This is a genomic window from Mangrovactinospora gilvigrisea (genome assembly GCF_001879105.1).
Taxonomy (GTDB): domain Bacteria; phylum Actinomycetota; class Actinomycetes; order Streptomycetales; family Streptomycetaceae; genus Mangrovactinospora; species Mangrovactinospora gilvigrisea.
On sequence record NZ_MLCF01000002.1, the window covers coordinates 210,598 to 237,226 of the forward strand.

At 71.3% G+C, this 26,629-nt stretch carries 26 protein-coding genes; 13 read left to right on the plus strand and 13 right to left on the minus strand.

What is annotated here, in order from left to right; translation table 11 throughout:
* The first annotated feature begins 705 nt into the window (after positions 1-705).
* The 3 genes from BIV57_RS01040 to BIV57_RS01050 all read left to right on the plus strand — a co-directional run bounded on the left by BIV57_RS01040 (position 706) and on the right by BIV57_RS01050 (position 2,857).
* Positions 706-1,239: an SRPBCC domain-containing protein gene (locus BIV57_RS01040; RefSeq protein WP_071654642.1), complete on the plus strand. Its 534-nt coding sequence runs from the start codon at positions 706-708 to the stop codon at positions 1,237-1,239.
* A gap of 115 nt (positions 1,240-1,354) precedes the next feature.
* On the plus strand, positions 1,355-2,269 hold the full coding sequence (locus tag BIV57_RS01045; RefSeq protein WP_071654643.1) for an IS982 family transposase: 915 nt from the start codon (positions 1,355-1,357) through the stop codon (positions 2,267-2,269).
* 90 nt (positions 2,270-2,359) lie between these two features.
* The gene (locus BIV57_RS01050; protein ID WP_071654644.1) at positions 2,360-2,857 is read left to right on the plus strand and encodes a MarR family winged helix-turn-helix transcriptional regulator; all 498 of its coding nucleotides are present in this window, start codon (positions 2,360-2,362) and stop codon (positions 2,855-2,857) included.
* Positions 2,858-2,870: 13 nt separating this feature from the next.
* Here the strand turns inward: BIV57_RS01050 and BIV57_RS01055 are convergent, their stop codons facing one another.
* Positions 2,871-3,122, minus strand: a complete 252-nt coding sequence (locus BIV57_RS01055) for a hypothetical protein (protein WP_071654645.1) — start codon at positions 3,120-3,122, stop codon at positions 2,871-2,873.
* Between the two features lie 152 nt (positions 3,123-3,274).
* Here BIV57_RS01055 and BIV57_RS01060 point away from each other — a divergent pair, with 152 nt between their 5' ends.
* Positions 3,275-3,934, plus strand: coding sequence for a response regulator transcription factor (locus BIV57_RS01060; RefSeq protein WP_071654646.1), 660 nt, complete (start codon positions 3,275-3,277; stop codon positions 3,932-3,934).
* Positions 3,935-4,075: 141 nt separating this feature from the next.
* On the plus strand, positions 4,076-4,444 hold the full coding sequence (locus BIV57_RS01065; protein ID WP_071654647.1) for a hypothetical protein: 369 nt from the start codon (positions 4,076-4,078) through the stop codon (positions 4,442-4,444).
* A gap of 1,030 nt (positions 4,445-5,474) precedes the next feature.
* On the opposite strand, the gene BIV57_RS01070 is transcribed toward BIV57_RS01065, so the two are convergent.
* Together BIV57_RS01070 and BIV57_RS01075 are read right to left on the minus strand one after the other, a co-directional pair.
* Positions 5,475-6,485 (minus strand): hypothetical protein, encoded by a 1,011-nt coding sequence (locus BIV57_RS01070; RefSeq protein ID WP_071654648.1) that lies wholly within the window; start codon positions 6,483-6,485, stop codon positions 5,475-5,477.
* 821 nt (positions 6,486-7,306) lie between these two features.
* The gene (locus BIV57_RS01075) at positions 7,307-7,609 is read right to left on the minus strand and encodes a YciI family protein (protein WP_071654649.1); all 303 of its coding nucleotides are present in this window, start codon (positions 7,607-7,609) and stop codon (positions 7,307-7,309) included.
* Positions 7,610-7,759: 150 nt separating this feature from the next.
* Here BIV57_RS01075 and BIV57_RS01080 point away from each other — a divergent pair, with 150 nt between their 5' ends.
* Positions 7,760-8,143: an ester cyclase gene (locus BIV57_RS01080; protein WP_071654650.1), complete on the plus strand. Its 384-nt coding sequence runs from the start codon at positions 7,760-7,762 to the stop codon at positions 8,141-8,143.
* 40 nt (positions 8,144-8,183) lie between these two features.
* Positions 8,184-9,662, plus strand: coding sequence for an IS1182 family transposase (locus BIV57_RS01085; RefSeq protein WP_071654726.1), 1,479 nt, complete (start codon positions 8,184-8,186; stop codon positions 9,660-9,662).
* A 135-nt stretch (positions 9,663-9,797) separates the two neighbouring features.
* Here the strand turns inward: BIV57_RS01085 and BIV57_RS01090 are convergent, their stop codons facing one another.
* On the minus strand, positions 9,798-11,015 hold the full coding sequence (locus BIV57_RS01090; RefSeq protein WP_071654651.1) for a serine hydrolase domain-containing protein: 1,218 nt from the start codon (positions 11,013-11,015) through the stop codon (positions 9,798-9,800).
* Positions 11,016-11,045: 30 nt separating this feature from the next.
* Complete coding sequence (locus BIV57_RS01095; protein ID WP_071654652.1) at positions 11,046-11,708, minus strand: DUF4097 family beta strand repeat-containing protein; 663 nt, start codon at positions 11,706-11,708, stop codon at positions 11,046-11,048.
* A gap of 251 nt (positions 11,709-11,959) precedes the next feature.
* On the opposite strand from BIV57_RS01095, the gene BIV57_RS01100 reads away from it, so the two are divergent.
* A complete protein-coding gene (locus BIV57_RS01100) occupies positions 11,960-12,262 on the plus strand; it encodes a helix-turn-helix domain-containing protein (RefSeq protein ID WP_071654653.1) in 303 nt (100 codons plus the stop codon).
* Here BIV57_RS01100 and BIV57_RS01105 read toward each other — a convergent pair.
* From BIV57_RS01105 to BIV57_RS01115, 3 genes are all read right to left on the minus strand, one after another.
* Entirely contained in the window at positions 12,252-12,803 is a 552-nt protein-coding gene (locus BIV57_RS01105) for a DUF1062 domain-containing protein (RefSeq protein ID WP_071654654.1), read from the minus strand. The two genes, BIV57_RS01100 and BIV57_RS01105, sit on opposite strands and share 11 nt — an antisense overlap.
* A 15-nt stretch (positions 12,804-12,818) precedes the next feature.
* Positions 12,819-13,385, minus strand: coding sequence for an NADPH-dependent FMN reductase (locus BIV57_RS01110; protein WP_071654655.1), 567 nt, complete (start codon positions 13,383-13,385; stop codon positions 12,819-12,821).
* A 222-nt stretch (positions 13,386-13,607) separates the two neighbouring features.
* The gene (locus BIV57_RS01115) at positions 13,608-16,481 is read right to left on the minus strand and encodes a helix-turn-helix transcriptional regulator (protein ID WP_071654656.1); all 2,874 of its coding nucleotides are present in this window, start codon (positions 16,479-16,481) and stop codon (positions 13,608-13,610) included.
* Positions 16,482-16,601: 120 nt separating this feature from the next.
* On the opposite strand from BIV57_RS01115, the gene BIV57_RS01120 reads away from it, so the two are divergent.
* A complete protein-coding gene (locus BIV57_RS01120; protein ID WP_071654657.1) occupies positions 16,602-17,480 on the plus strand; it encodes a LysR family transcriptional regulator in 879 nt (292 codons plus the stop codon).
* Between the two features lie 281 nt (positions 17,481-17,761).
* Here the strand turns inward: BIV57_RS01120 and BIV57_RS01125 are convergent, their stop codons facing one another.
* Positions 17,762-20,008 carry a SpoIIE family protein phosphatase gene (locus BIV57_RS01125; protein ID WP_071654658.1) on the minus strand — a complete coding sequence of 749 codons (2,247 nt, stop codon included), beginning with the start codon at positions 20,006-20,008 and terminating at the stop codon, positions 17,762-17,764.
* 523 nt (positions 20,009-20,531) lie between these two features.
* On the minus strand, positions 20,532-21,374 hold the full coding sequence (locus tag BIV57_RS01130) for an IS5 family transposase (protein WP_419185674.1): 843 nt from the start codon (positions 21,372-21,374) through the stop codon (positions 20,532-20,534).
* Here BIV57_RS01130 and BIV57_RS01135 point away from each other — a divergent pair.
* Together BIV57_RS01135 and BIV57_RS23290 are read left to right on the plus strand one after the other, a co-directional pair.
* A complete protein-coding gene (locus BIV57_RS01135; protein WP_071654659.1) occupies positions 21,364-21,942 on the plus strand; it encodes a Uma2 family endonuclease in 579 nt (192 codons plus the stop codon). The two genes, BIV57_RS01130 and BIV57_RS01135, sit on opposite strands and share 11 nt — an antisense overlap.
* A gap of 355 nt (positions 21,943-22,297) precedes the next feature.
* Positions 22,298-22,840 (plus strand): hypothetical protein, encoded by a 543-nt coding sequence (locus BIV57_RS23290; RefSeq protein ID WP_079169911.1) that lies wholly within the window; start codon positions 22,298-22,300, stop codon positions 22,838-22,840.
* A 213-nt stretch (positions 22,841-23,053) separates the two neighbouring features.
* On the opposite strand, the gene BIV57_RS01145 is transcribed toward BIV57_RS23290, so the two are convergent.
* Entirely contained in the window at positions 23,054-23,728 is a 675-nt protein-coding gene (locus tag BIV57_RS01145) for a hypothetical protein (RefSeq protein ID WP_071654660.1), read from the minus strand.
* Positions 23,729-24,024: 296 nt separating this feature from the next.
* Entirely contained in the window at positions 24,025-24,480 is a 456-nt protein-coding gene (locus tag BIV57_RS01150) for an FxLYD domain-containing protein (RefSeq protein WP_071654661.1), read from the minus strand.
* 480 nt (positions 24,481-24,960) lie between these two features.
* On the opposite strand from BIV57_RS01150, the gene BIV57_RS01155 reads away from it, so the two are divergent.
* Both BIV57_RS01155 and BIV57_RS24785 read left to right on the plus strand, forming a co-directional pair.
* Positions 24,961-25,341, plus strand: coding sequence for a hypothetical protein (locus tag BIV57_RS01155; protein ID WP_071654662.1), 381 nt, complete (start codon positions 24,961-24,963; stop codon positions 25,339-25,341).
* Positions 25,305-25,469 carry a hypothetical protein gene (locus BIV57_RS24785; protein WP_175548623.1) on the plus strand — a complete coding sequence of 55 codons (165 nt, stop codon included), beginning with the start codon at positions 25,305-25,307 and terminating at the stop codon, positions 25,467-25,469. The genes BIV57_RS01155 and BIV57_RS24785 overlap by 37 nt, the downstream gene beginning before the upstream one ends.
* A 552-nt stretch (positions 25,470-26,021) precedes the next feature.
* On the opposite strand, the gene BIV57_RS01160 is transcribed toward BIV57_RS24785, so the two are convergent.
* On the minus strand, positions 26,022-26,489 hold the full coding sequence (locus tag BIV57_RS01160; protein WP_071654663.1) for a hypothetical protein: 468 nt from the start codon (positions 26,487-26,489) through the stop codon (positions 26,022-26,024).
* Positions 26,490-26,629: the final 140 nt, after the last annotated feature.

A 26,629-nucleotide genomic window follows, 5' to 3' on the forward strand; every position in this document is an offset into this window, starting at 1 on the left:
GCATCGTCCACTTCCAGGTAGCGCTCACAGAGGCCGACATACATTGAGCCCGCAGCACGGACGGTCAGCCCGCACCGGAAGCCTGTTGACCGCTCCGACCGGAGGTGACACCGCAACAACTCCCCGGAGCGGTGAGCTGGCGACAGCCGCCCGGCGACCGGTCGATCTGTTGGTCGATCAGGCAGGGCTACGCCGTCACCAGCAGCGGAGGGCATCCACGGGGTCGATGAGGCAAAGCCGCGGCCGACAATTCGGCGCTCGGAGGCGAAACCGCCCCCTGCGCAGCGCTCCGGGCGGGGGTGACCGCTGAGCGCCCAGGACCGGGTGGAGTCCACTGGTGCCGCGTCGGTGTCGTTCGACCGCTGCTGAGCCAGGCATCGAGTGACGCGTGGATGAGATCGTTCAGCTCGCCGTCGGTGACGGCGGCTGAGTCACCGGAGCGCAGTCGGATGGTTCCCTTCCCGCTCAAAAAGCTGGGGTGGCGTAGCGTCAGCGTGCATCTGGTGGACATGTTTCGCCTGGGCGAAAGGGTGTTGTCTTCGAGCAGGGATGAAGCGAGAGTCGATGCCCGCGTTGTGGCGGCAGCCGATAGACGGACCTCACTCGCACCTGGCGGGACCACGCCCGTCGTCTAGACCTGAGAGCAACTCCGAGTCCGGACGCATCGATCGCCGAAGCAATCACCCACGATCAAGGGGACACCAAATGGCCGGCACGGATCATGACAGATGCCACATCCAGGGATCTCTCCACGCCGCGAAAGGCCAAGGCACCGTGCGCATAGAGGGTCGCTTCGACACCGACCTCGACGATGTGTGGTCGGCCCTGACCGAACCAGACCGCCTCTCGCGCTGGCTCGGCGAAATCCACGGCGACTTTCGTCTCGGCGGCGAGCTTCGCGCACGTTACTACGCCAGCGGCTGGGAGGGCACGCTACGCGTGAACGCCTGTGAACCGCATCGGCGGCTGCACCTGGTGCCCGCCGAGGACAAGGCGACGGACGACAACGGCACCGAAGTCACTCTGCATCCGGACGGCCACCAGACCATCCTTGTTCTCATACAGCACGGGGTTCCCCTGGACCTCATCGCTGCCTTCGGCACTGGCAATCAGACCCACGTCGAAGACCTCGCCGCACACCTGGCCGGGCGCGGTCGCACGGATCCGGACAAGATGTGGGCCGAGCTCTTCCCCGGATACGAGAACTTGGCTGCCGCCCTCGAACAGCCGTCGGCCTGAACAGACGACTGGGGCGGACGGACCCCGAGGAATTCGGATGCCAGCCTAGACTGCTAGATGAATGAGTCCAAGGGTTCTGCTGCGGACATGAAGCGAGGGCGTCCACGGTCAGTCTGTGACGAACAACCTGGACACCCTCGCAACGGCACTTTATGCCCGCATCGATGACGAGTTGAAGGCTTCGCCGTGGCTGGCGCCGTCCCGGCCGAGGGTGGGGATCACTCCCACGCTCAGCGATGCCGAGCTCCTCACCCTGGCCGTGATGTCGGCGCTGCTCGGCTACACCTCCGAGCGGCGCTGGCTGCGCCGCGTCCGGGCCGACTTTTGCCACCTGTTCCCCTACCTGCCCGGCCAGTCCGGCTACAACAAGCGGCTGCGTGCCGCGGCCTGCCTGCTCACGCAGATGATCCGGATCCTGGCTGCGGACACCATGCTGTGGAGCGATGACGTGTGGGTGGTCGACTCCACCCCGGTCGGCTGCGGCTGCTCGCGGGAGACGGCCAAGCGCTCGGAGCTGGCCGGCTGGGCCGCCTACGGCTACTGCGCCTCGCACTCCCGCTATTTCTGGGGGCTGCGGCTGCACCTGGTGTGCACGCTGGGCGGACCGCCGGTGCTGTTCGCGCTCACCGGCGCGAAGGCCGACGAGCGCGAGACGCTGCGCGACCTGCTCGATGCGGCCCCGGACGTGGCGGCCTCCCATCCCGGGCAGACGATCATCTGGGACAGGAACTACTACGGCCGCCAGTTCGAGCGCGACCTGGTCGAGCGTCGGCTGGTGCTGCTGCGTCCGGCCCGCAGTGGTGAGGCCGAGCGGCCCGGGGCGCATCTGTTCAAGCCGCTGCGGCAGGTCATCGAGTCGATCAACCAGACCTTCAAGGGCCAGCTGGACCTGGAACGCCATGGCGGCAGGAGCCCGGCCGGGGTGGTGGTGCGGGTCCTGACGCGCATCCTGGCGCTGACCGCGGCGATCTGGCACAACGACAAGACCGGCCGGCCGGCGAAGCGGTCACTGATCGCCTACGACCACTAAGCGTCACGCGACCCTTGGACTCAACCATCTAGAGGGCCGCTTCTCGGGGAGATGTCCTCCCCGATCGGCGCGTGGGGGTAGAAAGGGGGCATGTCCAAGCCCTCTCCCGCCTCCGCGGCGCCGGGCGCCGACGGCGCCGACGACGTGGCCGGCGTCGTGCTGACCGCCTCGCGCCTGTTGGTGGCGATCTCCGCGCGCTCGCTGGCGTCCATCGAGGAGTCGTTGACGCTGCCGCAGTTCCGCATGCTGGTGGTGCTCGACTCGCGCGGGCCGATGAACATCTCCCGGCTGGGCGAGCACCTGGACGTCATCCCCTCCACCGCCATGCGCATGGTGGACCGCCTGGTGGCGGCGGGCATGCTGGAGCGGGAGGCGAGCCCCGCCAGCCGCCGCGAGACCCTGGTGCACCTCACCGGCGCCGGCCGGCGCACCGTGGGCCGGGCGACCGACAGGCGCCGCCGCGAGATCGCCCGCGTCGTCGAGCGGATGCCGGCCGAGGCCCGCGCCAACCTCGTCGAGGCGCTCCGCGCCTTCAACGAGGCCGGCGACGAACCCCGCGCCGACGACGGCCGGCCAGCCGAATGGTGAACTGCGTTTGAGTTCAGGGGATCGAGGGCGGCGCAGGCAGGCGTCGCCGCTCCAGGCGCCGACCGGTCACTGGTGTTCCGCAGTGTCTGCAGGTGTGCGCCCCGGAGGCGGTGTAGGGGGCCATGGTCCAATGCCCGTCCTGCCGGTAGTAGGCGCGTTCGGTGGTGTGGGTGTAGACGTGCCAGACCTCGAACCGGCGCAGCCACCAGTGGGTGCAGTGCCGGCATGCGAACTCGACGAGATCGGCGTGGACGTCGCTGTGCATGACTCCTCCAGGTCGGCCTCGGCGCGGCCGCGCATCCGAAGGCATGCCCATCGATGGCACACAGCAAAAATGGCATAATGCAAATTTTAGGCCAAGGCTGGTCCTGCATCCGTTGGATCCGGCGTGGGACGTCCTAGTCTGCAACGACTGATCTGGTCCGATCGGTGCTGCGCGCGGAAGGTCACGACGCCTGGGCCGTGGGCCACGAGGACCGGGCCCTGGAGGCATTCCGTGAGATCAATCCGGACGTCGTCCTCCTGGAGGCGCGGCTTCCCGGCATGAACGGCTTCGCCGTCTGCCGGGCCATCCGCGCCGAATCGCAGACGCCCGTTATCTTCCTCGCCGCCCGAACCGACACTGCGGCCGTGGTCGCCGGACTTGAGGCAGGCGCCGACGACTTCATGGCCAAGCCGCCCCGCCTGAGCGAACTCCGTGCACGCATCCGCGTCCGCCTGCGTGCAGGAATAGGCCTGGCATGGATTCTCACCCTCAGCGACCTGGTCATCGACCTCAACGGCCGCACCGTCTCCCGGGCCGGCCGGCCGCTGCGGCTGACGCCCATTGAGTGCGACCTCTTGGCCGTGTTGGCCCGCCGGCCCGGGCAGGTCCTCAGCCGACGTGCACTCCTCGAGCAGGTCTGGGGAGGCGACGCACCGTTCGACGGGCGCACGGTCAACGTCCATGTATTGCGCCTGCGGGCGAAGATCGAGCCGGACCCGCGACATCCGGTCTACATCACAGCCGTTCGAGGTGTCGGGTACCGGTCCGACGATCCGACGCGATCGAGCTGTATCGAGGAGAACCCATCCTGAGCGCCAGCGGCTGGGCGGCATCCCGGCCGAGGCGGCTCGGTGATGGTTGCGCGCGTCGGCAAACTGTCGACCGGCGGGCCAAGTCCCGGACTACCCTCGCACTATGCAAAATTGGCTGCGGGAGCCACAGAGGATCTCTCGGTGACGCCGAGTCAGGCCGTCGATCAGATCATTGCGATCAGGGGCGCGCGAACGGCGACCGTCGTGGACTACTACGCGCGCCTGTCGCTGGCGAGCAGGACGCGTTCTTCGGACCTTGACCCGAGTGCCATCGCGGCCGTGGACACCGACGTCTTCCGCGCCGAATTGGACGCCTTGAAGGCCTTCGGCTACGAGGTGGGTGCTCTGCGGGACATCACTGTCTCCCTTCTCGATCGCAGCCATATCATCGTGCCCGTCCTCAACCGCGGCTGGCAGGGCGTCTTCCTGCATCTGGCCCTGGACCGGGGAGCCGAATTGGCCGGAGCGCAGGACCGCCTCCGCGAGGTTGCGCGCGCCATCGAGGTGTGAGCTCGATCGGTATCCGACCCCTGTCAGAGTGACGGATTCATCACCTTCCGATGGGGGTTCTTCAGTACGGCCTCTTCGCGGCCAAGTACCGGGACGCCTACGGCGCACTGCCCAGCCGCACCCTGAGCCGTTGGCCACCTCCGGATCGGCGGACCTGCAATGGAAGCGCCGGTGCGCGGAGAACGACAGCCATTGAGGCGACTGGGGCCCTGCATGTGCCTCAATTCGACCCGGTGAAGACGCAGGCGAAGTCGGCGACGGGACGAGGGCACCGGGGCCCTTCCGGTACGGGTCGGTCGCCGGCGGGAGACCGCGCTCTCCAGCCGCACCTGCGCATCGCCGCTCCGGTCGTGGCCGAGCGCGTCTTGGGGGACCCGCGCCCGCAGATTCTCGGCGCGGCCACGTGCCCGTGCGGCGCGCTGCCGTGCCAGCAGGGACCAGCGGCGGGCCTTCCCATGGGGGCTCATCCCCGGAAAGGTAGCGGTCCCGGGCGCCGGGGGACGGGGAATACGGCCGAGGAGCCCCGAGGCCCACCGGGCGCGTGCATACAGCGGAGTCTGCGAGCGGGCGCGGCGAGTCCCCGCGCCTGCCCCGCGCCCCACCGGGTAACCCGAGCCCCGCATCATGGTCATCAAGGCGGGGCAGTCCCGGTGAGCGGGTAGGGCCGAGCTACCGCGCGCATCGCGGCCCGCATCAGTCGGCCTGCCGCTGCGGCGAAGGCTGTATCCAGTCCGGCATCGCGCACCGTCCTCCTTCTCTGTAGAGGAGATGGCGGGGCGTCAGGCAACATCCAGGATCTTGGTGGGCGGAGAGCGGAGTGTCACCGGGGCCGCCGATCCCCGGCAACAGGACACCGCCCCGCACTCCGGCCGATGGATCCGGACACCGCGGTTGGCGAGCGGATCTCATTCCTCGCACTCGAACCTGTGGCTGCAATGTCCCCGATTGCGCCGCTGACCGTCCTGCCGAAGCGTCTGACGGCAGTGCAGCTGGCCACGGGTGCACCGGATGCGATGCCGGCCAAGGCCCGTTACTCGGGTGCGCCCCGTGGTGCCCGTTCCTCCGAACCACCGCTGCGACCTGACCTGGTGCCGCCGGTGGCTTGATATGCGACCCTGCGCTTTCCCAGGTGGATCTTCTCGGCGACCTGGCGGGCCACCAGGCGGTCCAACGCGGTGCGGATCCTGTTGATCGCCGTGGCATCCGCGTCCGCTCCGTGGACCTCAACGGTGATCTGCTCAGCACTCTGCGGTACCGCCCGCGCCTGAAGTGCCTGACGCACGCGGTCGGACACCGTCGGCACCGCGCTTCCGGATGCGATCCTTGAAGCCACCGGCGACGCGCCGCGCCGTTGCACATCCGCCTTCCGACTCTGTCCGCGGCCCGCAGCCGCAGGGAGAACATTTTTGTCAACTGCGGGGCTGCCGTCCCAGGCTGTGGCTTCGGCGTTGTGCGACGCATCTTCGGGGCGGACCGCGTCGTAATAGACAGTGCGTTGCTGCTGGTGCCGTGTCACTCGTCCGACCCGAAGCAGGCCATTGAGGGCGGCCCGCGCCCGCTCGGTCCCCACCCCCAACTCCTGTGCGCACTCTGCCGCCGTTCTCGGCTCCGTCTGCCGGTCCATCAGCTGACGCATGCGCTCCACCAGCGTGGGCTCGGCTCCGCGAATCGGCGTCGCGGACCCCTTGACCGGTGCTGGCTGGCCCGCAGCATCGGCGACGCGGTCAGCAGCGCTCGGCCCGGATCCGTCACCGGACTGCGCCTCGGTGGGCTTCGCTTCGCTGTGGCAGCGCGCCGGGGGGATTGACGTCGCGCCTCGGATCGCCCCAGTGGGGGCGCCTTCACGGGCGTGGCCGAGTATCGTCCTTCCGCTGGCGACCACGCGGCTGCGGACGGCGTGGTCGGCGTCCAAAGCGGCGAGCTGCGCCTGCATTTGTGCAATGACCGTGCGCAGACCCTGCCGCTCGTTCTCGATTCTCCGCAGCTCCGCATGCATCTGCTCAAGGAAGCGCTGCTGCGCATCGCCGACACCGTTGGACACGGAAGACTCGGTCGGAGAAGTCACGGCTTGGCTCGCTTTCCTCCCACGACCGGGCCCGGGTCATCGGGCTTTTGGATGGTGGGTGCTGGTGTGATGGGCCATATCGAACCACTCGAGTGCCAAGGCCGTCCAACCTCTGACAGCACATATCTTGTGGGTCCTCGACTCCTCCACCACGAGTCCTGCGGCCGTGACCAAGCCCCCTGACCAGCTGATCCAAAGCCAGAGGGACCGTCTTCGTAGCCGAAGACCGATCCCAGGGAATCACGACGGACGGATGCGTGCCGCCAGGGGAGGCCCCCGGCGCAGCGGCGGTGAAGCTCCGCGCCGGGGGCCGAACGGACCACAGTCCATGGAGTCCGCATGAGGATTCTGTCACCTCGTCAGCACTCCTGTATCGCACCCGGCGCAGGCGCGCCGCCAAACGCGGCAGCGTTCGCCATCGATGGTCCGGCTCGCCCAGGCCCTCGTTGTGTATAGCGCCACTGCCATCTTGAAGGTGCTGGCCGGGGTGCCGGTCAGACAGGCGGCAAGAGCTCATGCTGGTCAAGGGCGGCGGTCTGCGCAGTAGAGCGTCTGTCAGAGGTGTCCAAGGGTGCCCGGCGGCCTGACCGTACACGTTCGCGATTTGAATCAAGCTGGGTCGGCAGGCGATGCGCGCGAGGTCCTCGAGTGTCTTCACGGCTGCGCGGGCGTACTCGCCTGTGGCCAGCCAGCGTCGAGCACGGCCGACGCTAGGAGCATGGGTCAGCAAGCGCAGCGTGCGTTTGTCCGCGGACACGGCCGTGTATAGCTTTTCGTCCCTCGGGTAGGGCCGCGGGTCAGTGGACTGACTTGAGCACGCCAGCGAGGTCGGGGTGTACCCGTCCGGGAATGATGGTCGTGATGGTGTACTTCGCGACGCTGTTGGCGACGAACGGGTCCTGCGCCGTGATCTGTTCGATTGTGGAACGGTCGACGCCGTGGGCGACGATGGCGCCGCCGTTCGAGGTGGGATCGGTTTGGCCGGAGACCAGGAACGTTCCGTCGCGGTAGTGCCGCTCCAGGTAGGCGACGTGGTCCTTGATGAAGGGTTCCGCGGCCAGCTCCGAACCCGTGTAGTGAAGCAACAGCAGGTGCAGCACGGCGTTCTCCTCGGCTTCCTGGGTGGCTGACGCATCATGTCACCCGGTGATCAGCTCGGCTTCGGCCGAGGACGACGCCTTGGCCTCTGGTGGCCTGGGTTAGTCGAACGCGTGGTTGACTGCTGAGGTCGCCAACGACTGGGGAGTGTTATGACGCACGACGCAAGGGCCGCTGCTGAGCGCATGTACGAGGCGTTCAACGCTCGTGACCTCGCCGCAGCAGAGACGATCTTCTCCGCCGACTTCGTGAGCCATCCGCTGGGCACCGTCGGCGTCGACAGCGTCGTGAAGGCGTGGAGCGGGCTTCACACCACGTTCCCCGACATCCAGGTCATCGTCGAGGACATGGTCGTGGATGCGGACAAGGTGGCGGTTCGCACGGCCCTGCATGGCGTCTCGGGCGGCGCAGGCATCGATGACCAGCCTCTGCCCTCGATGATGGAGATCTTCCGGGTACAGGACGGCCGCATCGCCGAACTGTGGGGCATATCCACGCTCAACCGCCCGGCGGGTAGCAGCGTGACCCCAGGTTGATCACGTGCGGGATGATCTCGGTGTGAGTAATGGCGATGGGCTGTTCGAGGTCGAGCCGGGCGTAAGGAAGCAGCGGCAGGCTCGTCCGGCGGTAGGGGACAAGCGGTTCCGGGCGTTCGATCCGCATCAGGTCCTGCTGCCGCCGTCGCTGGACGACTGGCTGCCGGAGGGCCACCTGGCCCGGTTCGTCGCCGACCTGGTCGACGAGGTACTCGACCTGTCGCCGGTCCTGGCCGACTACACAGAGAAGCGCGGCTACCCGCCCTACGACCCGCGGTTGATGGTGCGGCTGCTGATCTACGGCTACACCACTGGTGTGCGCTCCTCGCGGGCGATCGAGCGCAGGTGCGTCGACGACGTCGCGTTCCGGTTCCTGGCCGCCGACCAGGCCCCGGACTTCCGCTCGATCGCCCGGTTCCGCCGCCGCCACCTGGACGCCCTGGCCGGGCTGTTCACCCAGTCGCTGCACCTCGCCATGAGGCTTGGCATGGTCAAGATGGGCCGCGTCGCGCTGGACGGCACCAACCTCGAAGCGAACGCCTCCAAGCACAAGGCGATGAGCTACGGCCGCCTGATCGACAAGGAAGAGCGGATCGAGGTCGAGATCGCCGCCCTGGAGGCCAAGGCCGCATCCCTGCTGGATGAGGCGGAGGCCACCGATACCGCCGAGGACCAGTCATTCGGCCCTGACGGCAAGCACGTGGACCTGCCCGCCGAACTGGACCGGCGTGAGAAGCGCCTGGCCAAACTGCAGGCCGCCCGCGCGCAGATCGAGGCCGAGGCCGCCGAGAAGGCCCGCGCTCACGCTGAGGAGAAGGAGCGCCGCCGCCAAGAGCGCGCCGGGACCAGCGACGAGCAGGCCGTGGCTGACGCCGGTGAGGAGGCCGCTGGCAAGGCCCGTCCCAAGCCCAAGGCGCAGGCCAACTTCACCGACCCCGCTTCGCGGATCATGAAGAACAGCGACGGCGCCTACATGCAGGCTTACAACGCCCAGGCCGTCGTCGACGAGGAACACCAGGTCATCACCGCCGCCGATGTGACGACCAACGCCTCGGACGCGGCGAACTACACCCCGATGCTCGACCAGTCTGCGCACAACACCGGCACCCACCCCAAGCAGGCCCTGGTCGATGCCGGCTACTGCTCCGAGGCCAACCTCGAGGCCGCCAAGGACCGCCAACTAACCTGTGGCACCAACACCTTCATGGCCACCGGTCGCCTCGGCCACGACGAGCAGGTCCCGCCCGCACCCCGCGGACGCATCTCCAAGGACGCCACCTTGAAGGAGCGCATGGCCCGCAAGCTGCGGACCAAGCCCGGCCGGGCCGCCTACAGTCGCCGCAAGGCCATCGTCGAACCCGTCTTCGGCCAGATCATGACCTGCCAGGGCGGCCGCCAGCTCCTCCTGCGCGGCGAGGAAGGGGCCCGCAGCGAGTGGCGACTGCTGGCCGCCTGCCATAACCTCCGCAAGATCTTCCGACACGCCGGAACCGCCGGCCTCGCCGCCTCGGTCGGCTGACCCCACCGGGCACACCGGCCCCCTTCAAGCCGATTCCCAGGACCAGGCTGTCCCGCCCGGTCAGGCACACACCAAGCGACCACGACCGATCCCACCACGATCCCCCAGCCGATTGCCCGTTACTGGGACACGCTCCTAGTCCTCGAGGGCCTGGTAGACGGTGGTCCAGAAGTCGTGGATCAGCCGCGCCGGGTCCGGACACGACAGGCCGGTCTGGGTGACCAGCACGCCCACCAGGTTGTTGCTCGGGTCGGCGTAGGCCGAGGTGCCCGTCCCCCCGTCCCACCCGAACTGGCCGACCGGCGCGTAGTCGCCGCGCTCGGTCCGCACCCCCATCCCCAAGCCCCAACCGCCCTGCTGCCCCTGACCAAAGCTCAGGTGCACATTGTCCCGGGCCAGCGCGGCACGCGGCGCGGCCTGCTCGGGGGTCAGGCGGTGGGTGGTCATCAACTCCACCGCCGGGCGGGACAGGACCCGCTGGCCGTGGTGCGTGCCATGGTTCAGCAGCATCCGGAAGTAGGCGTGCCAGTCATCGACTGTGGAGATCAACCCGCCGGCGCCGGAGGGGAAGGCCGGCGGCTTGCTCCAGCGCCCGCCCTCGGCCTCGTCCCACACCGGGAACTCCCCGTTACCGTCGGGGAAGTACACCGGCGGCAGCCGGTCGATATCGGCGGCCGACACGAAGAAGCCGGTGTCGGACATGCCCAGCGGCGCAAAGATCCGCTCCTGCAGGAAGACGTCGAACGGCTGCCCGGACACCCGGGCGACCAGCACACCGAGCAGGTCGTGCGCCAGGTCGTACTGCCAGCGCTCGCCGGGCTGATACGACAGCGGCAGCTCGGCGATGCGGCGCAGCCACTCATCCGGCTCGGGGACCGGCGCGGTCTCCGGGTCGTAGTTGGAGCGCTCCAGGACGGCCGTCATGATCGGCGAGCCCATCAGCGGCAGGTCGATGCCCAGGCCGAAGGTGGAGGTCAGCACGTCCCGGACGGTGATGGGGCGGCGGGCCGGGACGGTCACCTCCAGCGGGCCGTCGGGCGCCTTGAGGACCTGGCGGTCGGCCAGCTCCGGCAGCCAGGCGTCGACCGGGTCATCCAGCCGCATCCGGCACTCGTCCAGCAGCACCATCGCCGCCGCGGTGGTCACCGGCTTGGAGGCCGAGGACATCCGAAACAGCGTGTCGCGGCGCATCGGAGCGCCGCCCTGGTGACGCAGCGTGCCGAGCGCCTCGACATGCGTCTGGTCGCCGACGCCGACCAGGGCGACCACGCCGGGGATCTGCCCGGAATCGGTGTAGCGGGCCAGGACATCGTGCAGGCGGCGAATACCGCGCGGGGTGAGGGCGGTAGACATCAGGGAAGCTCCTTTGCGGGTGGGTGGGGTTCAGTGGCTGGTGGCGGTGATGTCGCCGTTGGCGGTGGTGGCGTGGATGGCCAGCTGGGTGCTGCCGTCGTTCTTCAACGCGTTGGAGACCCGGCCGTTGGAGGTGGAGGCGTCCAGCGAGGCCGAGACCCCGGCGGCGGCGCCCACGGTGATAGCGCCGGAGTCGGTGCGCAGCGTCAGGGCGCCGCCGGCCGCCTGGGTGACGGTGATGCTGCCGCTGCTGGTACGGATCTCGCCGCCGTCAGCGAGCTGACCGACCGTCACGCTGCCGGCCGTGGTGGCCAGCTGGGCGGTGGCCGCGGCGGCGACGTTCAGGTCACCGTGGTCAGTGGCGACCGTCACCGCGCCAAGCGCCCCCTCGGTGGTCAGCTGGACGCTGGACGCCTTGACCTCCACGGCGGAGCCCGCGGGCAGCTCGATGACGGCCTGGATCGCGCCGGTGGGGCCGAAGTACTGGTTCTTGGCAGGGCCGTCGATGCGCAGCACACCGTCCGCGAGCACGGCGGTGGTCTGCTCGGCGGCCTTGACGTCCCGGCTCTTGCCGGGGTCGGCGGGCGTGATCGCGACGGTCGTCTCGGCGCGGTCCCCCGCGACCACCCGGACGCTGCCGGCCGGGAGGTTCATCACGGTGGCGATCGGGGCGGGCGTGGCGAAGTTCGGCATGATGGTGTTCTCCTGAAGGATCGTTGACGGGTTGGTGAGTTCAGATTGGTGGGACGAGCTGACACCCGGCTGTCACGGCGCTGACACGCCCGCCGACGGCGGCGCGCGATCCGGGACCATGGTGGTCGGACGTCCATGGGTGATCAACGGCCATCTCCGCAAGGCAGGGTTGACTCCGGGGTCATGGTTGGAGTGACACCGCGTGGTCATCGCGCTGGCGTGCCCGCGGTGAGCAGGTCGAGTTGGTACCTGTGGGTTCGGCGCGCGAGGGCGAAGCCCAACTGGCGGACCGGGCCCGCGCCGAGCTGCGGGCCAGCGGCGAGGTCATCGACGAGGCCGAGCCGGCGGACGCGCCGCTCGGCCGGCTCAGCCCCCGGGAACGGGACGTCGTCCGGCTCGCCGCCGACGGCGCCACCAACCGCGAGATCGCCGCGCGGCTGTTCCTCAGCCCCCAGACGGTCGGCCACCACCTCTACCGCGCCTACCCCAAGCTCGGCATCTCCTCCCGGGCCGCGCTTCCCCAGGCCCTCGCCGACCAGCGCGTCAACGAGTGAGGGTGAAGGCGAAGTCGTCGGCGCGGCGGCCGTTGAGGCGGGTCGCGGAGACGAGCCGGCCCTCGTCGATGGACCGCTCGGTCTCACTCCTGGAGAGACCGCACCCCTCGGCGATCAACCGCACCGGCCGCAGCGGTATCCGGGCCGCGAAACGGACCTTGGCGTCGACCACCTGGCCGCCCTGGTGATCCGACGGACCTCCGGTGTCCAGGCGCCAACAGCCGGCCCAGTCCAGCGCGATGCGGTTGCGGCGCCGCACGGCGGGGTCCTGGAGCAGCTCAAACGCCAGCGCGGGGTCGTCGTCGCGCATCCGCTCCAGCAGTTCGGGGCGGATGGATCGGACGTGCCTGCGCTCCAGGATGGTGAGCTTCGCCGTCTCCTCGCAGCTCGCGCAGAGCGCGAGGAGCCAGACGTCGAGGCGTTTGTGGTGGGCGTTGACGCGGAACGTGCCGTCCGTCCGGAAGCGGCTCGAGGCGCAGCGGTGGCAGGCGCGTAGGACGGTCGGCAGGCCGGTGGGGCGCACAACCCAGGTCTTGAGCATGGGTCGCCGCCCCCGTCAGTGGGCGCGGGCCTTGGCCGCCAGCGCCTCCAGCTGGCCGCGCAGCAGCTCGACGGTGGTCTCGTCGACGAGGCTTCCGCCCTCGTCGAACCGCTCATGCGAGCGGAAGACGATCACCTCGGGCTTCACCACCACGTCGGAGTCGGTCCAGACGAAGACCTGACGCAGCGCCAGCTGGGCACGGACGGAGCCGAAGTTGGTGGGCGCCGCCCCGGCGATCGCCACCGGCTTGCGGTGCAGGGGCAGCCCCTCGGTCTTGGTCCAGTCGGTGCTCACCCAGTCCAGGGCGTTCTTGAGCACTCCGGGGATGGAGTAGTTGAACTCGGGGGTGGCGATGAGCAGTCCGTCCGCCGCCGTGATGCGCTCGCGCAGCTCGCGTACGGCGGCCGGGCGGGCCTGCGGGGTGTCCAGGTCCAGGTCATAGGGCGGGATGTCGCGCAGCCCCGCATAGATCTCCACGTTCACCCCGGCCGGCGCGAACTTCTGCGCGGCGCGCAGCAGCGCGCTGTTGTGGGATGCGGTGCGCAGGCTGCCGGAGATGCCGAGGATGGTCAGCTCGTTCATGGGGTCGGGGGGCTCCTTCGGTCGACGGGCGTGACGATGAGCAGCGCACCGCGACGGACTGGGCCGCCCGGGAAATGCCTCGGGTGCGGAAGACGCTGATCAGCCCGGTGTTCTCGGGCCGAGGCAAGCGTGCGCGGCGAGACGGGAGCCGGGCATCACGCGCTCACGTGATGCCGCGTGGACGGGCGCGTTATTCGGGCGGGCGGTTGTTCGGGCGACGCTTTATTCGGGCGACGCGTCCGGGCGGCCGGGCCCGGGCTCGACGTCGGCGAGCCGGCGGTCCGCCGCCAGCCGGGCCAGTTCGACGCGGCTGGAGACGCCGACCTTGGCGAAGATCCGGCGCAGATGGGCGTCGACGGTGTGGCGGGAGAGGAACAGCCGCTCGGCCACCGCCCGGTTGGTCATCCCGGCCGCGACCAGCCGCGCCACCCGCAGCTCGGCGGGCGTCAACGCCGCCCAGCCGCCGTCCGCGTCGGGTGTCCGCGCGGGGCGCCGCCGCACTCCGAGGTGACGCAGGGTGAGCCGGACGGCGGCGGCGGGACGGTCCGCCCCGGCCGCCTCGTAAAGGCCCGCGGCCTCCTCGGCGGCGGCGATCGCGGCCGGACAGTCGGCCTCCCGCGTCACCTCCGCGAGGTCGTGCAGCGCGCCGGCGAGCGCCAGGGGACGCGGACCGCCGCGCGCGGCGTCGACGGCGGCGCGCAGCGCGTCGGCGTCCCCGCCGAGCAGCCCCTCGGCGTGGGCCGCCGCCGCGCGGGCAGAGGCGAGGCGCGGATTGCGGGCGGCGTACCGGGCCGCGGCGTCGGCCGCCGTCCGGGCCCTCGCCGCGTCGCCGGCGCGCAGCGCGATCCGGGTCAACTCGGGCAGGATTCCGGGCTCATACGCCGACGCCAGCACGGTGGGCAGCGCCGCGTAGAGCGGCGCCGCCGCGCGCAGCGCCGCCTCCGGGCGGTCTCGGGCGGACTCCAGCAGCGCGGCCGCCACGAGGACGTCGTCGTAGTCGGGCATGACGCCCCCGGCGCCCAACTCCTCGGCGCGCACCAGCTGTCGGGCCGCGGACGCCAGGTCGTCACGGAGAATCGCCACCCGGGCCAGGGCGGCGTGCAGCGGCGGCGTCGGGCCGACCGCCCCCATGCCGCGGCAGAATCGCAGCCCCTCCTCGGCGGTGCGCTCGGCCTCGTCCAGGCGGCCGGCGAGCAGCAGCAGCCGGGCCCGGTACTCGCCCATGATGGACAGCGACCACATCGCGCTGTTGCGCTCTGCCTCCCGCCGTCCGGCCTCCAGCCGCTCCTCGGCCTCGGCGAAGCGGTCGGCCGCGGTGAGGGTGGCGCCGAGCCAGGCCGGTGTCGCCAACCAGCGCGCCTCGCCGCCGAGTTCCGCCGCGCGTCGGGTGGCCCGCTCGGCGAGGCCGACGGCGTCCTGGACGGCGCCGCGGGCGGTGGCCACGACGCCGCCCGCGCACAACCCGCCCACCTCGCCGAAGGCATCGCCGGTGGCCTGACCGAGGCGGACGGCCTCGGCCGCCGCCTCGTCCGCGAGCCGGGCGCGGGACCGGCACTCGGCCGATGTCGGGCCGTAGACGAGCGCGAACGCCTCCATGACCTTGGCGCCGGCGCGGGCCGTGGAGCGTGGTCCGGCGAGCGCGCCGCCGTGCCGCGCCTGCCGCAGCGCGGCGGCCTGCCGTCCCTGGTGGGCCAGGGCCTGCGCCAGCACGATCCGGGCGGCGGCCTCGACCTCCGGCGGCATGGGTGCGGTGAGGGCCCGCTCGACGAGGTCGACGGCGGATTGGATCCGGCCCGCCCACACCAGCGCGCGGACCGCCTCGACGGTCACCGCGGGCCGCTCGGGGTCGCCGGCGTCGGTGAGATCGACGAGCCGCACCAGCAGTTCGGCGGCGACCTTGGGGGCCGTGGCGCGGACCTCCTTGGCCGCGGCGCGCAGCACCACCAGTGCCTCGATGTCGCCGGTCGTGGCGCCGTGCGCCAGGTGCAGCGCAGCCTCGGCCGCCGGTCCGCCCCGTTCCTTGAGCACCTCGCCCGCGCTGCCGTGCAGCGCGTGCCGGACCGGACCGGGCAGTCCGCTGTAGATCGCCTCCCGAAGCAGGTCGTGGCGGAAGGCGAGCAGCGGGCCGTCCTCGGCGAGGAAGCCGTGCAGCAGCGCCTCCTGTGCCGCCCCCGCCACCCCCACCGGATCGAGGCCGCTGACGGCGGCGACGGTCCGCAGGTCGAAGGGGCGGGCCAGCACCGAGCCGGCCTCCAGCAGCCGCCGCGCCGTCGGCGGCAGGTCGCGCAGCCGCTCGGCGATCCGGGAGCGGAAGTCCGGCGGCAGCTCGCCCGGCGCCACATCGGCGACGTCCGCCGCCACCCGCAGCCGCCGCTTCTCGCGGAGCGCGAGCAGCAGTTCATGGAGGAGGAAGGGGTTGCCGCCGGCTCGTTCGGCCATCTCGCGCAGGGCGGCGGCGGGACGGCCGCCGGCCAGGTGCCGCACCAGCTCGCCGGCCGCGTCGGCGGAGAGCGGTCCGAGTTCGATGGCGCCGCCGTCGCCCTGGCCGAGCGCGTCCAGGACGGAGTGCATGGCCTGTGCGCCGGTGGTGGGCCGGGCGGCCAGCAGCCACAGCACCGGCGCCTCGGCCAGCTCGCGGGTGAGCAGCCGCAGCGCGAGCGCTGACGCCTCGTCGGTCCACTGGGCGTCATCGAGGGCGAGCAGCAGCGGGCTGCTGCGGGCGCGGGCGCCGAGCAGCTCGGCGAGGAACTCCGCCTGCAGATGCGGGGTGCCGGCGCGGGCCGCGAGCCGGGTCGACGCGTCCGTGTCCAGCAGCGGGGGCGCGGCGGCGCGCAGCGCCTGGGTGAGGGTCGCCAGCGGGGAGACCCGGTCGAGTTCGGTGGCCCGGCCGGAGGCGACGGCCATGCCGCGGTCGGCGGCCTCCCGGCAGACCTCGGCGATCAGCCGGGACTTGCCGATCCCGGCGACCCCGCGCAGCACCACACACCGTGCGGCGCCGCCGTCCGACACGGCGCGCAACTTGTGCCGCAGCCGGGCCAGGATCTCGCCCCGACCGACCAGGGGAGGGCCGGGCGGGGGCGGGGGCTGCGCTGTCATAGTGTCCTGTTCACCTGCGATCCGCCGCGGACGTGCGGAATCTATGCGCCAGCTGGACGTGCGTCAACCGACCCCGGCGTTGTAGGTTCGCGCTCGGATACGGCGAGGGGGCAGGGCCCGGTGGAGCTGCGCGATATAGAGATCTTCCTGACGCTGGCGGAGCAGTTGCACTTCGCGCGCACCGCCGAGCGGCTGCGCATCACCCCCTCGCGGGTCAGCCACGTCATCAAGCAGCAGGAGCGCAACATCGGCGTCCCGCTGTTCGAGCGGACCTCGCGGGCGGTCCGCCTCACCCCCGCCGGAGAACGGCTCTACCAGCACCTGCGGCCGGCCTATCGGCAGATCATGGAGGGGATCGACGAGGTGCGGGCGTCCGGGGCCGGCGCCGGCGGGACCCTGGCGCTCGGCACTGTCGGCCCGCAGAGCTGGAGGGTCCACGACCGTGTCGAGCGGTTCCGATCCCGCTACCCGGGGGTCGATCTGACGCACCGCGACCTCAGCCTGGTGGATCCGCTCACCCCGCTCCGGTCGGGCGAGGTCGACGTGGCGCTGCTGTGGATGCCGATGCGCGAGCCGGACCTCGCCATCGGACGCGTCACCCACACCTCGCCCGTCCTGCTGATGCTGCCCGCCGACCACCCGTACGCGGACCGTGAATCGGTGTGCCTGGAGGACTTCGGCGATCTGGTCCTCGTCGGCCACCGCTCGCCGATCCCGCCCGCCATGGAGGAGGTCCTGCAGCCCTTCGCCACCCCCTCGGGGCGCCGGATCGCGCGCGGCCCGCTGGTCGCCACCTGGGACGACCGGCTGAAGGCCGTCAGCACCGGGCAGGCCGTCGCCACCTGCCCGGCCGAGGCGGCCCGCTTCTCCCCGTGGCCCGATGTGGCGTATGTCCCGGTGAGCGGACTGGCGCCGCTCCGCTGGGCGTTCGCCTGGCGGGCGGCCGACGACAACCCCCTGGTCCGCGCCTTCGTCCGGGTGGCCTCGGATTCCGTCTGAGAGGTCGTTTTCACCTGTAACGAGGTGGTACGTAGTTGTATGGCTATCGGTTAGTCTCGGGATTGCCGGGGCCGCGGTGGCCGTGGGGGCCGTGGGGGCCCAGGAGGCGGGCGGGGTTGCGGGTGGAGCGGAAGGCGACCTGTTCCTGTTTCATCCCAACTCGCGTGCGTGCTGACTCACGCTTCCGTGCCCCGCCGCCACGCCGCTGACCGCGGGCGGGGAGCGCCGGTAGACCCGTGCCATGACGAAGCGTCACCCCGGGTCGGTGCGGGCCTGTGGTCTCAGGTGCGGGCCAGGGCGATGATGGCCAGGTCGTCGGTGAGGTTGGCGGTGAAGTCGCGGACGTCGGCGTCGAGGTGGCGGACCAGGTCCGACGGTGTCGGCAGGTGACGTCCCGTCAGGTGCTCGGTCAGGGGATAGAACTCGCCGCTGGCGTTGCGGGCCTCGCTCAGTCCATCGGTGTGGGCGAACACGGTGGCGCCGGGGGACAGGGGAAGCTCGTGCGGGCGCAGCGCATCGCCGTCGTCCAGGGTGCCGAAGCCCAGCGGGAGCGCCGCGGGGACGGGGATCGGCGTGATGCCGGTGGCATCGATGTGGAGCGGCGGCAGATGGCCGCAGTTGATGGCCTGGAGGGCGTGGGTGTCGCTGGAGTACTGCAGCAGCAGCGCGGTGGCGAACAGTTCGTCGTCGCCGCGGGTGGTGGCGGCGCGCCGCAGTTGGCGGTCCAGGCTTCCGGCGACGGCCGCGAGGTCGGGGGTTTCGTGGGCCAGGCTGCGGAAGCAGCCCAGCAGGTCGGTGACGCTCTGGACGGCCTGCAGTCCCTTGCCGCGCACGTCGCCGATCAGGATGCGGGTGCCGAACGGGGTCTGCAGGGCTTCGAGGAAGTCGCCGCCGATTCCGGTGCCTTGCGTCGCGGGCCGGTACAGGCCAGCCAGGCGCAGCTCCCCCGCCCTGGCGGGGATGGGGTGCAGCACGGCGGTCTGCAGAGCATGTGCGGTGGCGCTGGCTTGGGTGAACCGCTCGGTCTGCTGGCGGCGGGACCAGGCGAGGATGCCGGCCATGGCGCCGACGAGCAGGGCGACGATGATGCTCAGGGAGTGGCCGCGGCTCAGGTGGACGATCACGTACTGCGCTGCCGAGGCGAGGGCGACGGCGGCGGCGACCACCGGTCGGCCCAGCGCGAACGCGGCGGCGGCCACCACGATCACGGCCGTCCACAGCAGGGCGCGGGCCTCGATCGGGGCGGGGACACCGGCGGCGGCCGCGGTAGCCGGGATGGCCTGGGCGGCGGCGCTGCCGAACAGGATGGCCGCGGGCAGCAGCGCGGCATTGACGCCCAGGTGCGGTCGGGGGGCCGCGGCCAGATCGCGCGCCATCTGCGGTGCCGCGGCGAGCATGATGCCCAGGCCGATCAGGGCGGTCACCAGGGCGCCGGTGGCCAGCGGATAGGTGCTGCGGCCGAGGACGGCGTGCAGCAGCGCCAGCCCCAGGCCGGCCAGCGGCAGCCCGAGGGAGGCGCCGGCCAGTGGGGCGATGTTCCAACGGCGGATCAGTAGGCTGCCCACCGCGCCGCCGAGACCGAAGGCGGCCAGGACCAGTGCGGTGCGGCCGGGCTCGAGCCCCGAGGCGCGGGCCAGCGCGGGGACGGCGCCGGTGAGCACGACCTGGATGAAGCCCACGATCAAGGCGGCCATGGCGGTCGTGGTCCAGATGCGGCCGGGCACCGGCGGCGCGCAGTTGCGCGCGGGCACCTCCTTGAGGGTGCACCAGCGTGCCGCCAGGACGGCGAGCACCGAGGCGATCAGCAGCCCGCCGACGCGCGCATCGCCCCAGCCGAGCACGGGGGCAAGCTGCAGCGCCGCCGCCCCGGTCGCCGCGGCCAGGGCGCGGAAGGCGGTCCGGGCCGGGTCGGGCAGCGCCGCCAAGCGGGCCGAGGGACCGGCCGCGGGAGGCTTCGCCGGGCGATCCTCCGGCAGGACTCGGCGCAGCAGGATCAGGGCCAGCGCCGCCGCCACCCCGAGCGCGGCGGTGGGGGCGCGCCAGCCGAGAAGTTCCGAGATCCGCGGGAGCAGCACGACGGCGGCCGCGAACCCGAGGGACATCGCTGCCAGCCAGCCTCCCATCACCCGCCGGATCCGGCCCGGCATGGACAGCACGGCCGCGTACGCCAGGCTGGAGACGAACACGGCGGCCAGCGCGGCCGCCACCACGATTCGCGCCGCGATGTAGATCCACGGGGTGACGGCCCCGGCCAGCAGGAAGCAGCCGGCGCACAGGATGAGCAGATAGCGCGAGAGCGTCCATCGCCGGCCCTTCAGATCGGCGGCCCGCCCGGCCGCCACGAGCACGGCGAAGGCCGCGCTCGTGGCGGCCACCTCGGCGGCCACCTCATCGCCGCGACCGAGTCCCAGATCGCTGCGGACCAGCGGGAGCGTGGCCGCATTCAGCGTCGGCGCGACGACATACAGCGCCGCGACGACCGCCAGCAGGATCCCGACCACCGTCGCCGTCGCGGCTCTGTCGCGCATCGGAGGACCTCCTTGTCGGCCCCCGCGCACTGTCTCCCTTCCAGCCTCGAGCACCCGGCCCGGTTCCGTCCCGGTTCGTTCGTCACAGGATCGTCTGCATAAGGATCATCTAAATAGGTACCAAGGAGGTTGCCCAAGATCCTGCCGGCAGCTCGGCCGGGTCAGCCGAGGGCGAGCGGGGTGACCGTGTCGCCGAGGCCGGTCGTCAGGTGCAGCGGGGCGCTGGAGACGGTGCGGCCGGCGGCGACGGTGAGATTGAGGGTGGTGCGGATTGCGTGCCTCGATATGCTGCAAGGCGGCCCGCACGGCGGGGTGGCGCGGTGCTGGCCGCCGGCCGACCTCGCCGAGCCGGGCGATCAGCCAGAGCGCGGCCCACAGCTGGGACTGGGACGAGGAACGGGCCTTGTCGGCCCCGCACGCAGAGACCCGACCGAAAGCAAGCACGAGGGCCGGCCGACGACGGCGCTGAGCGCCATACCCTCGCTCAAAAAGGCGACCCGCTTAGAGGGCATTTGATGACTTGTTAGGTAACTATGCCCGTTTCAAGTGTCTGGGGGTGCCAGGTTTGTGCCGCTTCTCCAGTGAGTGCGCGGCTCATTTTGTTAGTCATGGCCCAGAGGATCATTGCTCTTGATCGTTGAGGTAGGGCTTCGTAGTCGCGCGCTAGGCGGCGGTGCTGCATCAGCCAACCGAAGGTCGTCTCGATCACCCAGCGCTTCGGCAGGGGTTCGAACCCCTTTGATGTCGTGCGTTTGGTGACCTCCACGTCGATGCCCAAGCGGGCTGCGTGGTGGACGGTCGCGGTGTTGTATCCCCCGTCCACCCAGACTTTGACCACGCCCGGATGGCCGGTCGAGACCTGGGTGAGCACTCGCCTGCCGCCGTCGGAGTCCTGGACGGAGGCGGCCGTGACCAGGACCGCCAGCAGGAGGCCGAGGGTGTCGGTGACCAGGTGGCGCTTGCGGCCCTTGTTCTTCTTGGCCGCGTCGATGCCTTGCTCGGCCTCGGCGACATTGCTGGAGGTCTTGACGCTCTGGGCGTCCAGGACGGCATCGGTCGTACGGGGCCGGCGCCCCTGCGAGCGGCAGGTCTGTTCGCGCAGCAGGTCATGAACCCGGTCGGTGGTGCCATCGGCCTCCCACTTCGCGTAGTAGTCGTAGACCGTCTGGTGGGGAGGGAAGTCGTGCGGCAGGTAGGCCCACGGGATGCCGGTGCGGTTGATGTAGAGGATCGCATTCACGATCTCTCGCAGGTCATGGATGCGGGCGGCAGTGCCGGGGCCGGTCCGCGCGGCCCGCCAGGCCGCCGCCCCAGGTCCCCGCTCTCCGCCTATGCTGGAGGCCGGGAGGTGTCCAGTGACGGTCACGGAGGATCGCCCGCAGATGGCGGCCGAGGAGTTCGAGCGCATCGCCGCAGCGGCCGAGCGCGAGGGTGTCCGCCTGGAGTTCATCCACGGCAGGCTGGGGGTCAAGGCAGTGCCCGACGGCGACCACGACGAAATCGTCCGATGGCTCATGGAACGCTGCATGCAGTCACGCCCCGAGCTGTGGCTGTATCCCGAGCGCGGTCTGAAGGTCCAGGCCTACCGCAACGGCAACGCCAAGCCCGACGGCACCCTGGCCCCCAAGGGCGTATTCGCCGGCCAGGGCGAGTGGGCCCAGCCTAGCCAGGTCGTCATGGTCGTCGAGGTCACCTCCTACGACACCGACACCGACAAGCGCGACCGTCAGGAAAAGCCCACCGCCTACGCCGAGACCGGCATCCCCGTCTACCTCCTGATCGACCGCGGCACCTGCGAGGTCGTCATCCACAGCGAGCCGGACTCCGGCGCCTACACCAGCATCCTGCGCCGCCCCTTCGGCAAGACCGTCGAGCTGCCCGCACCCGTCGGCCTCACCCTCGACACCGAGCCCCTCAAGGAGTGGGTCCGCTAACGTCCTGCGCCGCCGCTGCTTCTTGCGGTGGCCGGCAGCGCACACGAACCCGGGCGTGTCCGCCACCTCGGAGCTCGGGAGGGTGGCGCGCTTCATCCAGTGGCGGGGGCGGCTGCGCACCCACCGAGGCTCCTGGATGGGGCGGCCGGTGCAGGAGGTGGTCCACAGCAATGCTGTCTGCCGGGCGGGCCCCCGTAGAGCCGCCCGCTCAAGCACCCGGTAGTGCGCGACATAGCAGGTGGCGCAGTCGGTGAACCAGGCCGCCGAAGCAGGAGATGAGCACATCAACCCGGGCCCGGAGCCGGGGCCGGACCGCCGATCCGGTGGACGTCGGCCGGCCATCAACGGAGGCCTCGTGACAACCGAGCAGCCGGTATCCCTGACCCGCGCCGAGGAGCAACTGGTCTCCTACCTGCGCCAGACAGCCGACGCCCTCGGCCCGCCCGCACGCGCCCTCGAGGAACGCTGGGTCTACACCAGCCAGTTCGACCTGCTGCTGCGCGAAGGCCGCCTGTTCACCCCCGCCCCGCTGCCCGACGCCATCGAGCACCTGGACCCCGGCTGGTGCTTCGCCAACGCCGCCCAGCTGGCCACCGACCACCCCGACCTGCAGCTGACCTACGCCGAGGGCTACGGCAGCGCACCAGTCGGCGCCGGCCAGGCCCTGCACACCCCGCACGCCTGGGCCGCCACCCCCGACGGATCCGCCCTGGACCCCACCTGGCCCCACGAGCCGGGCACCGCCTTCCTCGGCCTGCCCTTCGCCGACCCCGCCATGTGGCCCCACCCCCTCACCGGTCGAAGCCTGCTGCAGGAACCGCCGTTCCTCCACCACCTGCTGCGCTCCGGCCTCCCCGACGACCTGCTCGCCGACCTCGGCCACCCCTTGCGCCAATAGAACTCGCCCCGGCGGGACAGTTGGCCGCCAGCACCGCCGCTGGGTCCAAGGCGGTGCGTAAACTCCCACCCGGCCGCCCCCAACGGGCCGTCGGCACAGGGGACTTGGCCGGTCCAGGTCCACACTGGAGGTCGCAACCGCCCCTCCCGCACGTCGGCCTCCAGGTCGCCGAGCCCCAGCCCGGTCGATCCCTCTGAACTGCGGCCCTGTGACTCAACCGGCCAGCGCGTCCGCGACCATCTTGAAGCCGGCCTCGCCGAGGTTGCCCGGGCTGATGGCGGTGCTGCGCGAGCGCACCCGCAGCAGCCTTGCGTAGCTGCCGAGTCCGGGCACCGCGACGCTCCAGTCCATCCGCGGCCGCAGCAGCACGATCACCGCCCCGCGCTCGACGGCCTTCTCGACCAGGCCGAAGCCGAAAGCCTGCGAGGGCAGCGTGATCGGCAGGGAGTGCCATGCGGGCGAGTGGTAGCCGTGGAACTGCACCGCCAGGACCTTGGACGCCAGCTCGCGGTAGGTGTGGCCGAGCGGCAGGAGCGCGGCCAGGGTGCGGCGCCACCAGCGGCCGCCGGGCTCTGCCGCCACGTCAGGGGCGAGCCAGGGATGGGGCGTTCCCTTGGGGGCGGTGATGCCCGCGAGGGTGCGGGCGCGGACCTCGGCGCGGGCGTATTGGGCGTCGTCGGCCTCGCTGCGGCCGGGGTTGGCCAGCAGGATGACCAGCGGGGCGTCGTGCAGTCCCAGGTGCGGTTCCGGCGGCAGGGACACATCCAGGCCGTAGGGGCCGCGGCGGCTCTCGGACAGTGCGGCGTTGAACGCCTGCAGGTGGGGCCGGTCGGCGGGGACGACGAACGGTGCGCGGTCCCCCAGCTGCTGCCATGGATTGGTAGTCATGTCGGGTGTCACAGGCTCTCCAGGATGGTCGTGCGCCGTTCGGTGTGTTCTGCGGTCGCCGCGGCGCCGCCGGCGGTGGAGCCGGTCCGGGACGGGCGGGCGCGCGGTGATCGCGCGCCCGGCGGCGGGGCCGCAGGCGGCGGCGTGGGGTGGCTTCCGGCTGGGCCGCGCGCGTCTCGACCGGGCGGGTGGTGGGGTGGGCGGCCGCGGCACGGCCCGCTGCTCCGTCCGGCTGCGCCCACAGCGCAGGTGGTGCAGCGGCGGTCTGCGGCGCAGCCGGGTTCGGCTACGGGCTGTCAGGTGCTCGCGTACCGGTCGCCGGACACGATCTTGACGGTCAGGTGGGTGCCGGAGGGCACCTCGGAGGCCATCTTGGAAAAGCCGGCGTCGTCGGAGTAGGTCTGGCCCGGCGCGAGGCCCTGGGTGGAGACGTAGGTGGTGTCCAGGCGCTTGCCGGTGCCGTCGACCAGCTCCAGCTGGTAGTCGTAGTCGCTGGCCTTGGACGTGTGGTTGGTGATGGTGACCTTCGCGTCGTACAGCTGGACGTCGTTGACGTACGGGGCGCCGATGGTGAGGTCGTCGTTCACCGGGTGCGCGGCCGTCGTGCTGGTCGGGGCGGCGGCCTTGTTCGCCGTGTGGGAGGCGGCGCTGGAGTGGCCGGCATCCGATCCGGAGGTGGCCGCGGCGCAGCCGCCGATGCCTAGGACGGCGGCGGCGGAGACACCGATGAGGATCTTGCGGGACGTGCGCATGCGGTCGTACTCGCTTCCAGTGATCGAAAAAAAGGGGCTGGTTGCTCGAGTGGGCGGGGTGTTCCTCACGGCGCCGACCGGTCGGTTCCGGCTCCGGGGCCCCGGCGGCGGGTGTCGCGGCAGGCGTCCGCCCAAGAGAGCTTTGTTTCGGTAACAGAACTATTCTGAGGCAGACACAACCCCGATCTCTGGAGGCGAAGGTCCACCGCGGCGGGGACCGGTGGCAGGCCCATAAGGTTCACCGACGCCATAGCAGGGGAAGACGAGGTCGCCGGCCTCTCGACCGCCGCTCGCCCGACGGCCACCGTCGCCGGCCAGCTCACCGACGGGAGGCAAACCAACGGCCCCGCACCGCAGCCTGCGACCCGGCTTCTTCGGCAGTGCCGAATTGGAAGACAGGCCGGGTCAGGCACTGTCGGGTTGGCCACAAGGTCGGCTCTGAGATTCGTACCGACCTCCTTGGCCTGCCACGATGCGCGGATGCACGTGGAGGAGCCGGCGAAGCGGTGGTCGTACCGGGTGACCGTCGCGCTCTACTCCCTCGGGGCGGTCCTGATGCTGATCATGGCGCTCGGCCAGCCCCTGGACGAGCGCCACCTCGAACGCGACCACATCCGCACGACCGCACACGTAGAGCAGTCATGGCAAGTCCGGGACGGCAAGACCTGGACCACCGACTACCGGCTCGACTTCCGGCTGTCCAACGGCCGACCGGCCTCCGCCTCCGCCTCCGCCTGGACCACCAACGTCCAAGACCAATCGCTGCACCACGGCGACGCCGTGACCGCCGAATACCTTCCAGGGCAGCATCGACGGTGGAGGATGTGCACGAAGTGCGCCTGTGGTGGACCGGTCTGCTGATCTACGGCGCCGCAAGCCTGTTCTTCATGTGGCTGATCGTGAAGACCGTGCGAGGAGAGCACGTCCCCGCCTCCCGGGTGGGCCTGGCGGCCCGGTGGGCCCTGATCGTGCAGGCCGGAAGGCGATAGCCCGATTTGCGCAGTCGGCAAGGTTCGGTGTCGGCGGCCGTGGCAGCCGCGTTGCCGGGCCGGGCCGACCGCCGGAACCTGCGCCCCTCAGCGGCGCCTTCGGATGGCACCAAGGCCCGTGGAGGCGTCGGCATCGCCGCCGACACGGCCTCCGCCGTCCGGCTCGACCTGCCCATCGAGGCCGAAGGGCCCCGCCACGGAAGGGGGTACGAGCGCGACCGCCAGGTCCCTCGCACCGCCCATGCGCGCGAAGGCAGGCCGGGGCGGCCCCTTGTCCTGCTGCGAACCCGCGGCCGGCCCCCGGCCCGTGCACGCCCCGAGCCGAGACCGCCCAGCCCGGCCCCGGGGCGCACGGGCTGTCCAACGCATCCCTGACGCGCGCCGTCACGCCCCTCACCCGAACGGCCCTGAGGACAACAGGAGTTGACGCCTCCGGCACCGCCCGAGGACTTCGCCTCTACACCACACCGCGGCCCCGCGGGCCGCGCATGCCTTTGCTCCGGCCGCCTACCCGCCGGGGCGGTCTGGGAGACGTGGGTTGTCGGATTCTGGCTAACGCCGTCGCCGCCCGGCCATCCGCGGCCGCCGACCGGTCGCACGCAACCAGCGCTCGCGCACCGCCCTCAGGTCCTCCAGGAACTCATCGGTGGGCACGCCCATCTCGTCGTAGCGGTAGCTGCCCGGAAGCCGCACGGTTCGGCGCCCGTCAATCTCGACGACGATGAAAGAGTACGTCCCGCTGCCATTGGCCATGTCGCTGAAGTCCTGGGAGACGTCGGTGATCCGCTTCCACGGGATCGTGCCGTGGGCGATGAACAGGCGCCCCCGGGCGATCCCGCCGGCCGTCAGGACCGTGCGCGAGCCCCAGAGGTAGACAGCCAGACAGGCACACACGACCGCCACCAAGAGAGCAGCTCCCCTGTCTGCGCCCACGAAAGCAGCCAGCGACACGCCCACCGGGACGACGGTGCCCATCCACAGCTTGAGCTTCAGCGGGTTGGCGATGACCAGCTTGTCCATGGATCAGCAGTTCGGGTCGGCGGTGATGAAGGGCTTCAGGCAGGGCATCGCGCCGTCCGCGCGAGCCGTCCGCAGCGCGCCGGCGATCGGCCCCGCCCCGGCTGGAGGACCGGGACCGCGCCGAGCCCCGCGGGAGGCGT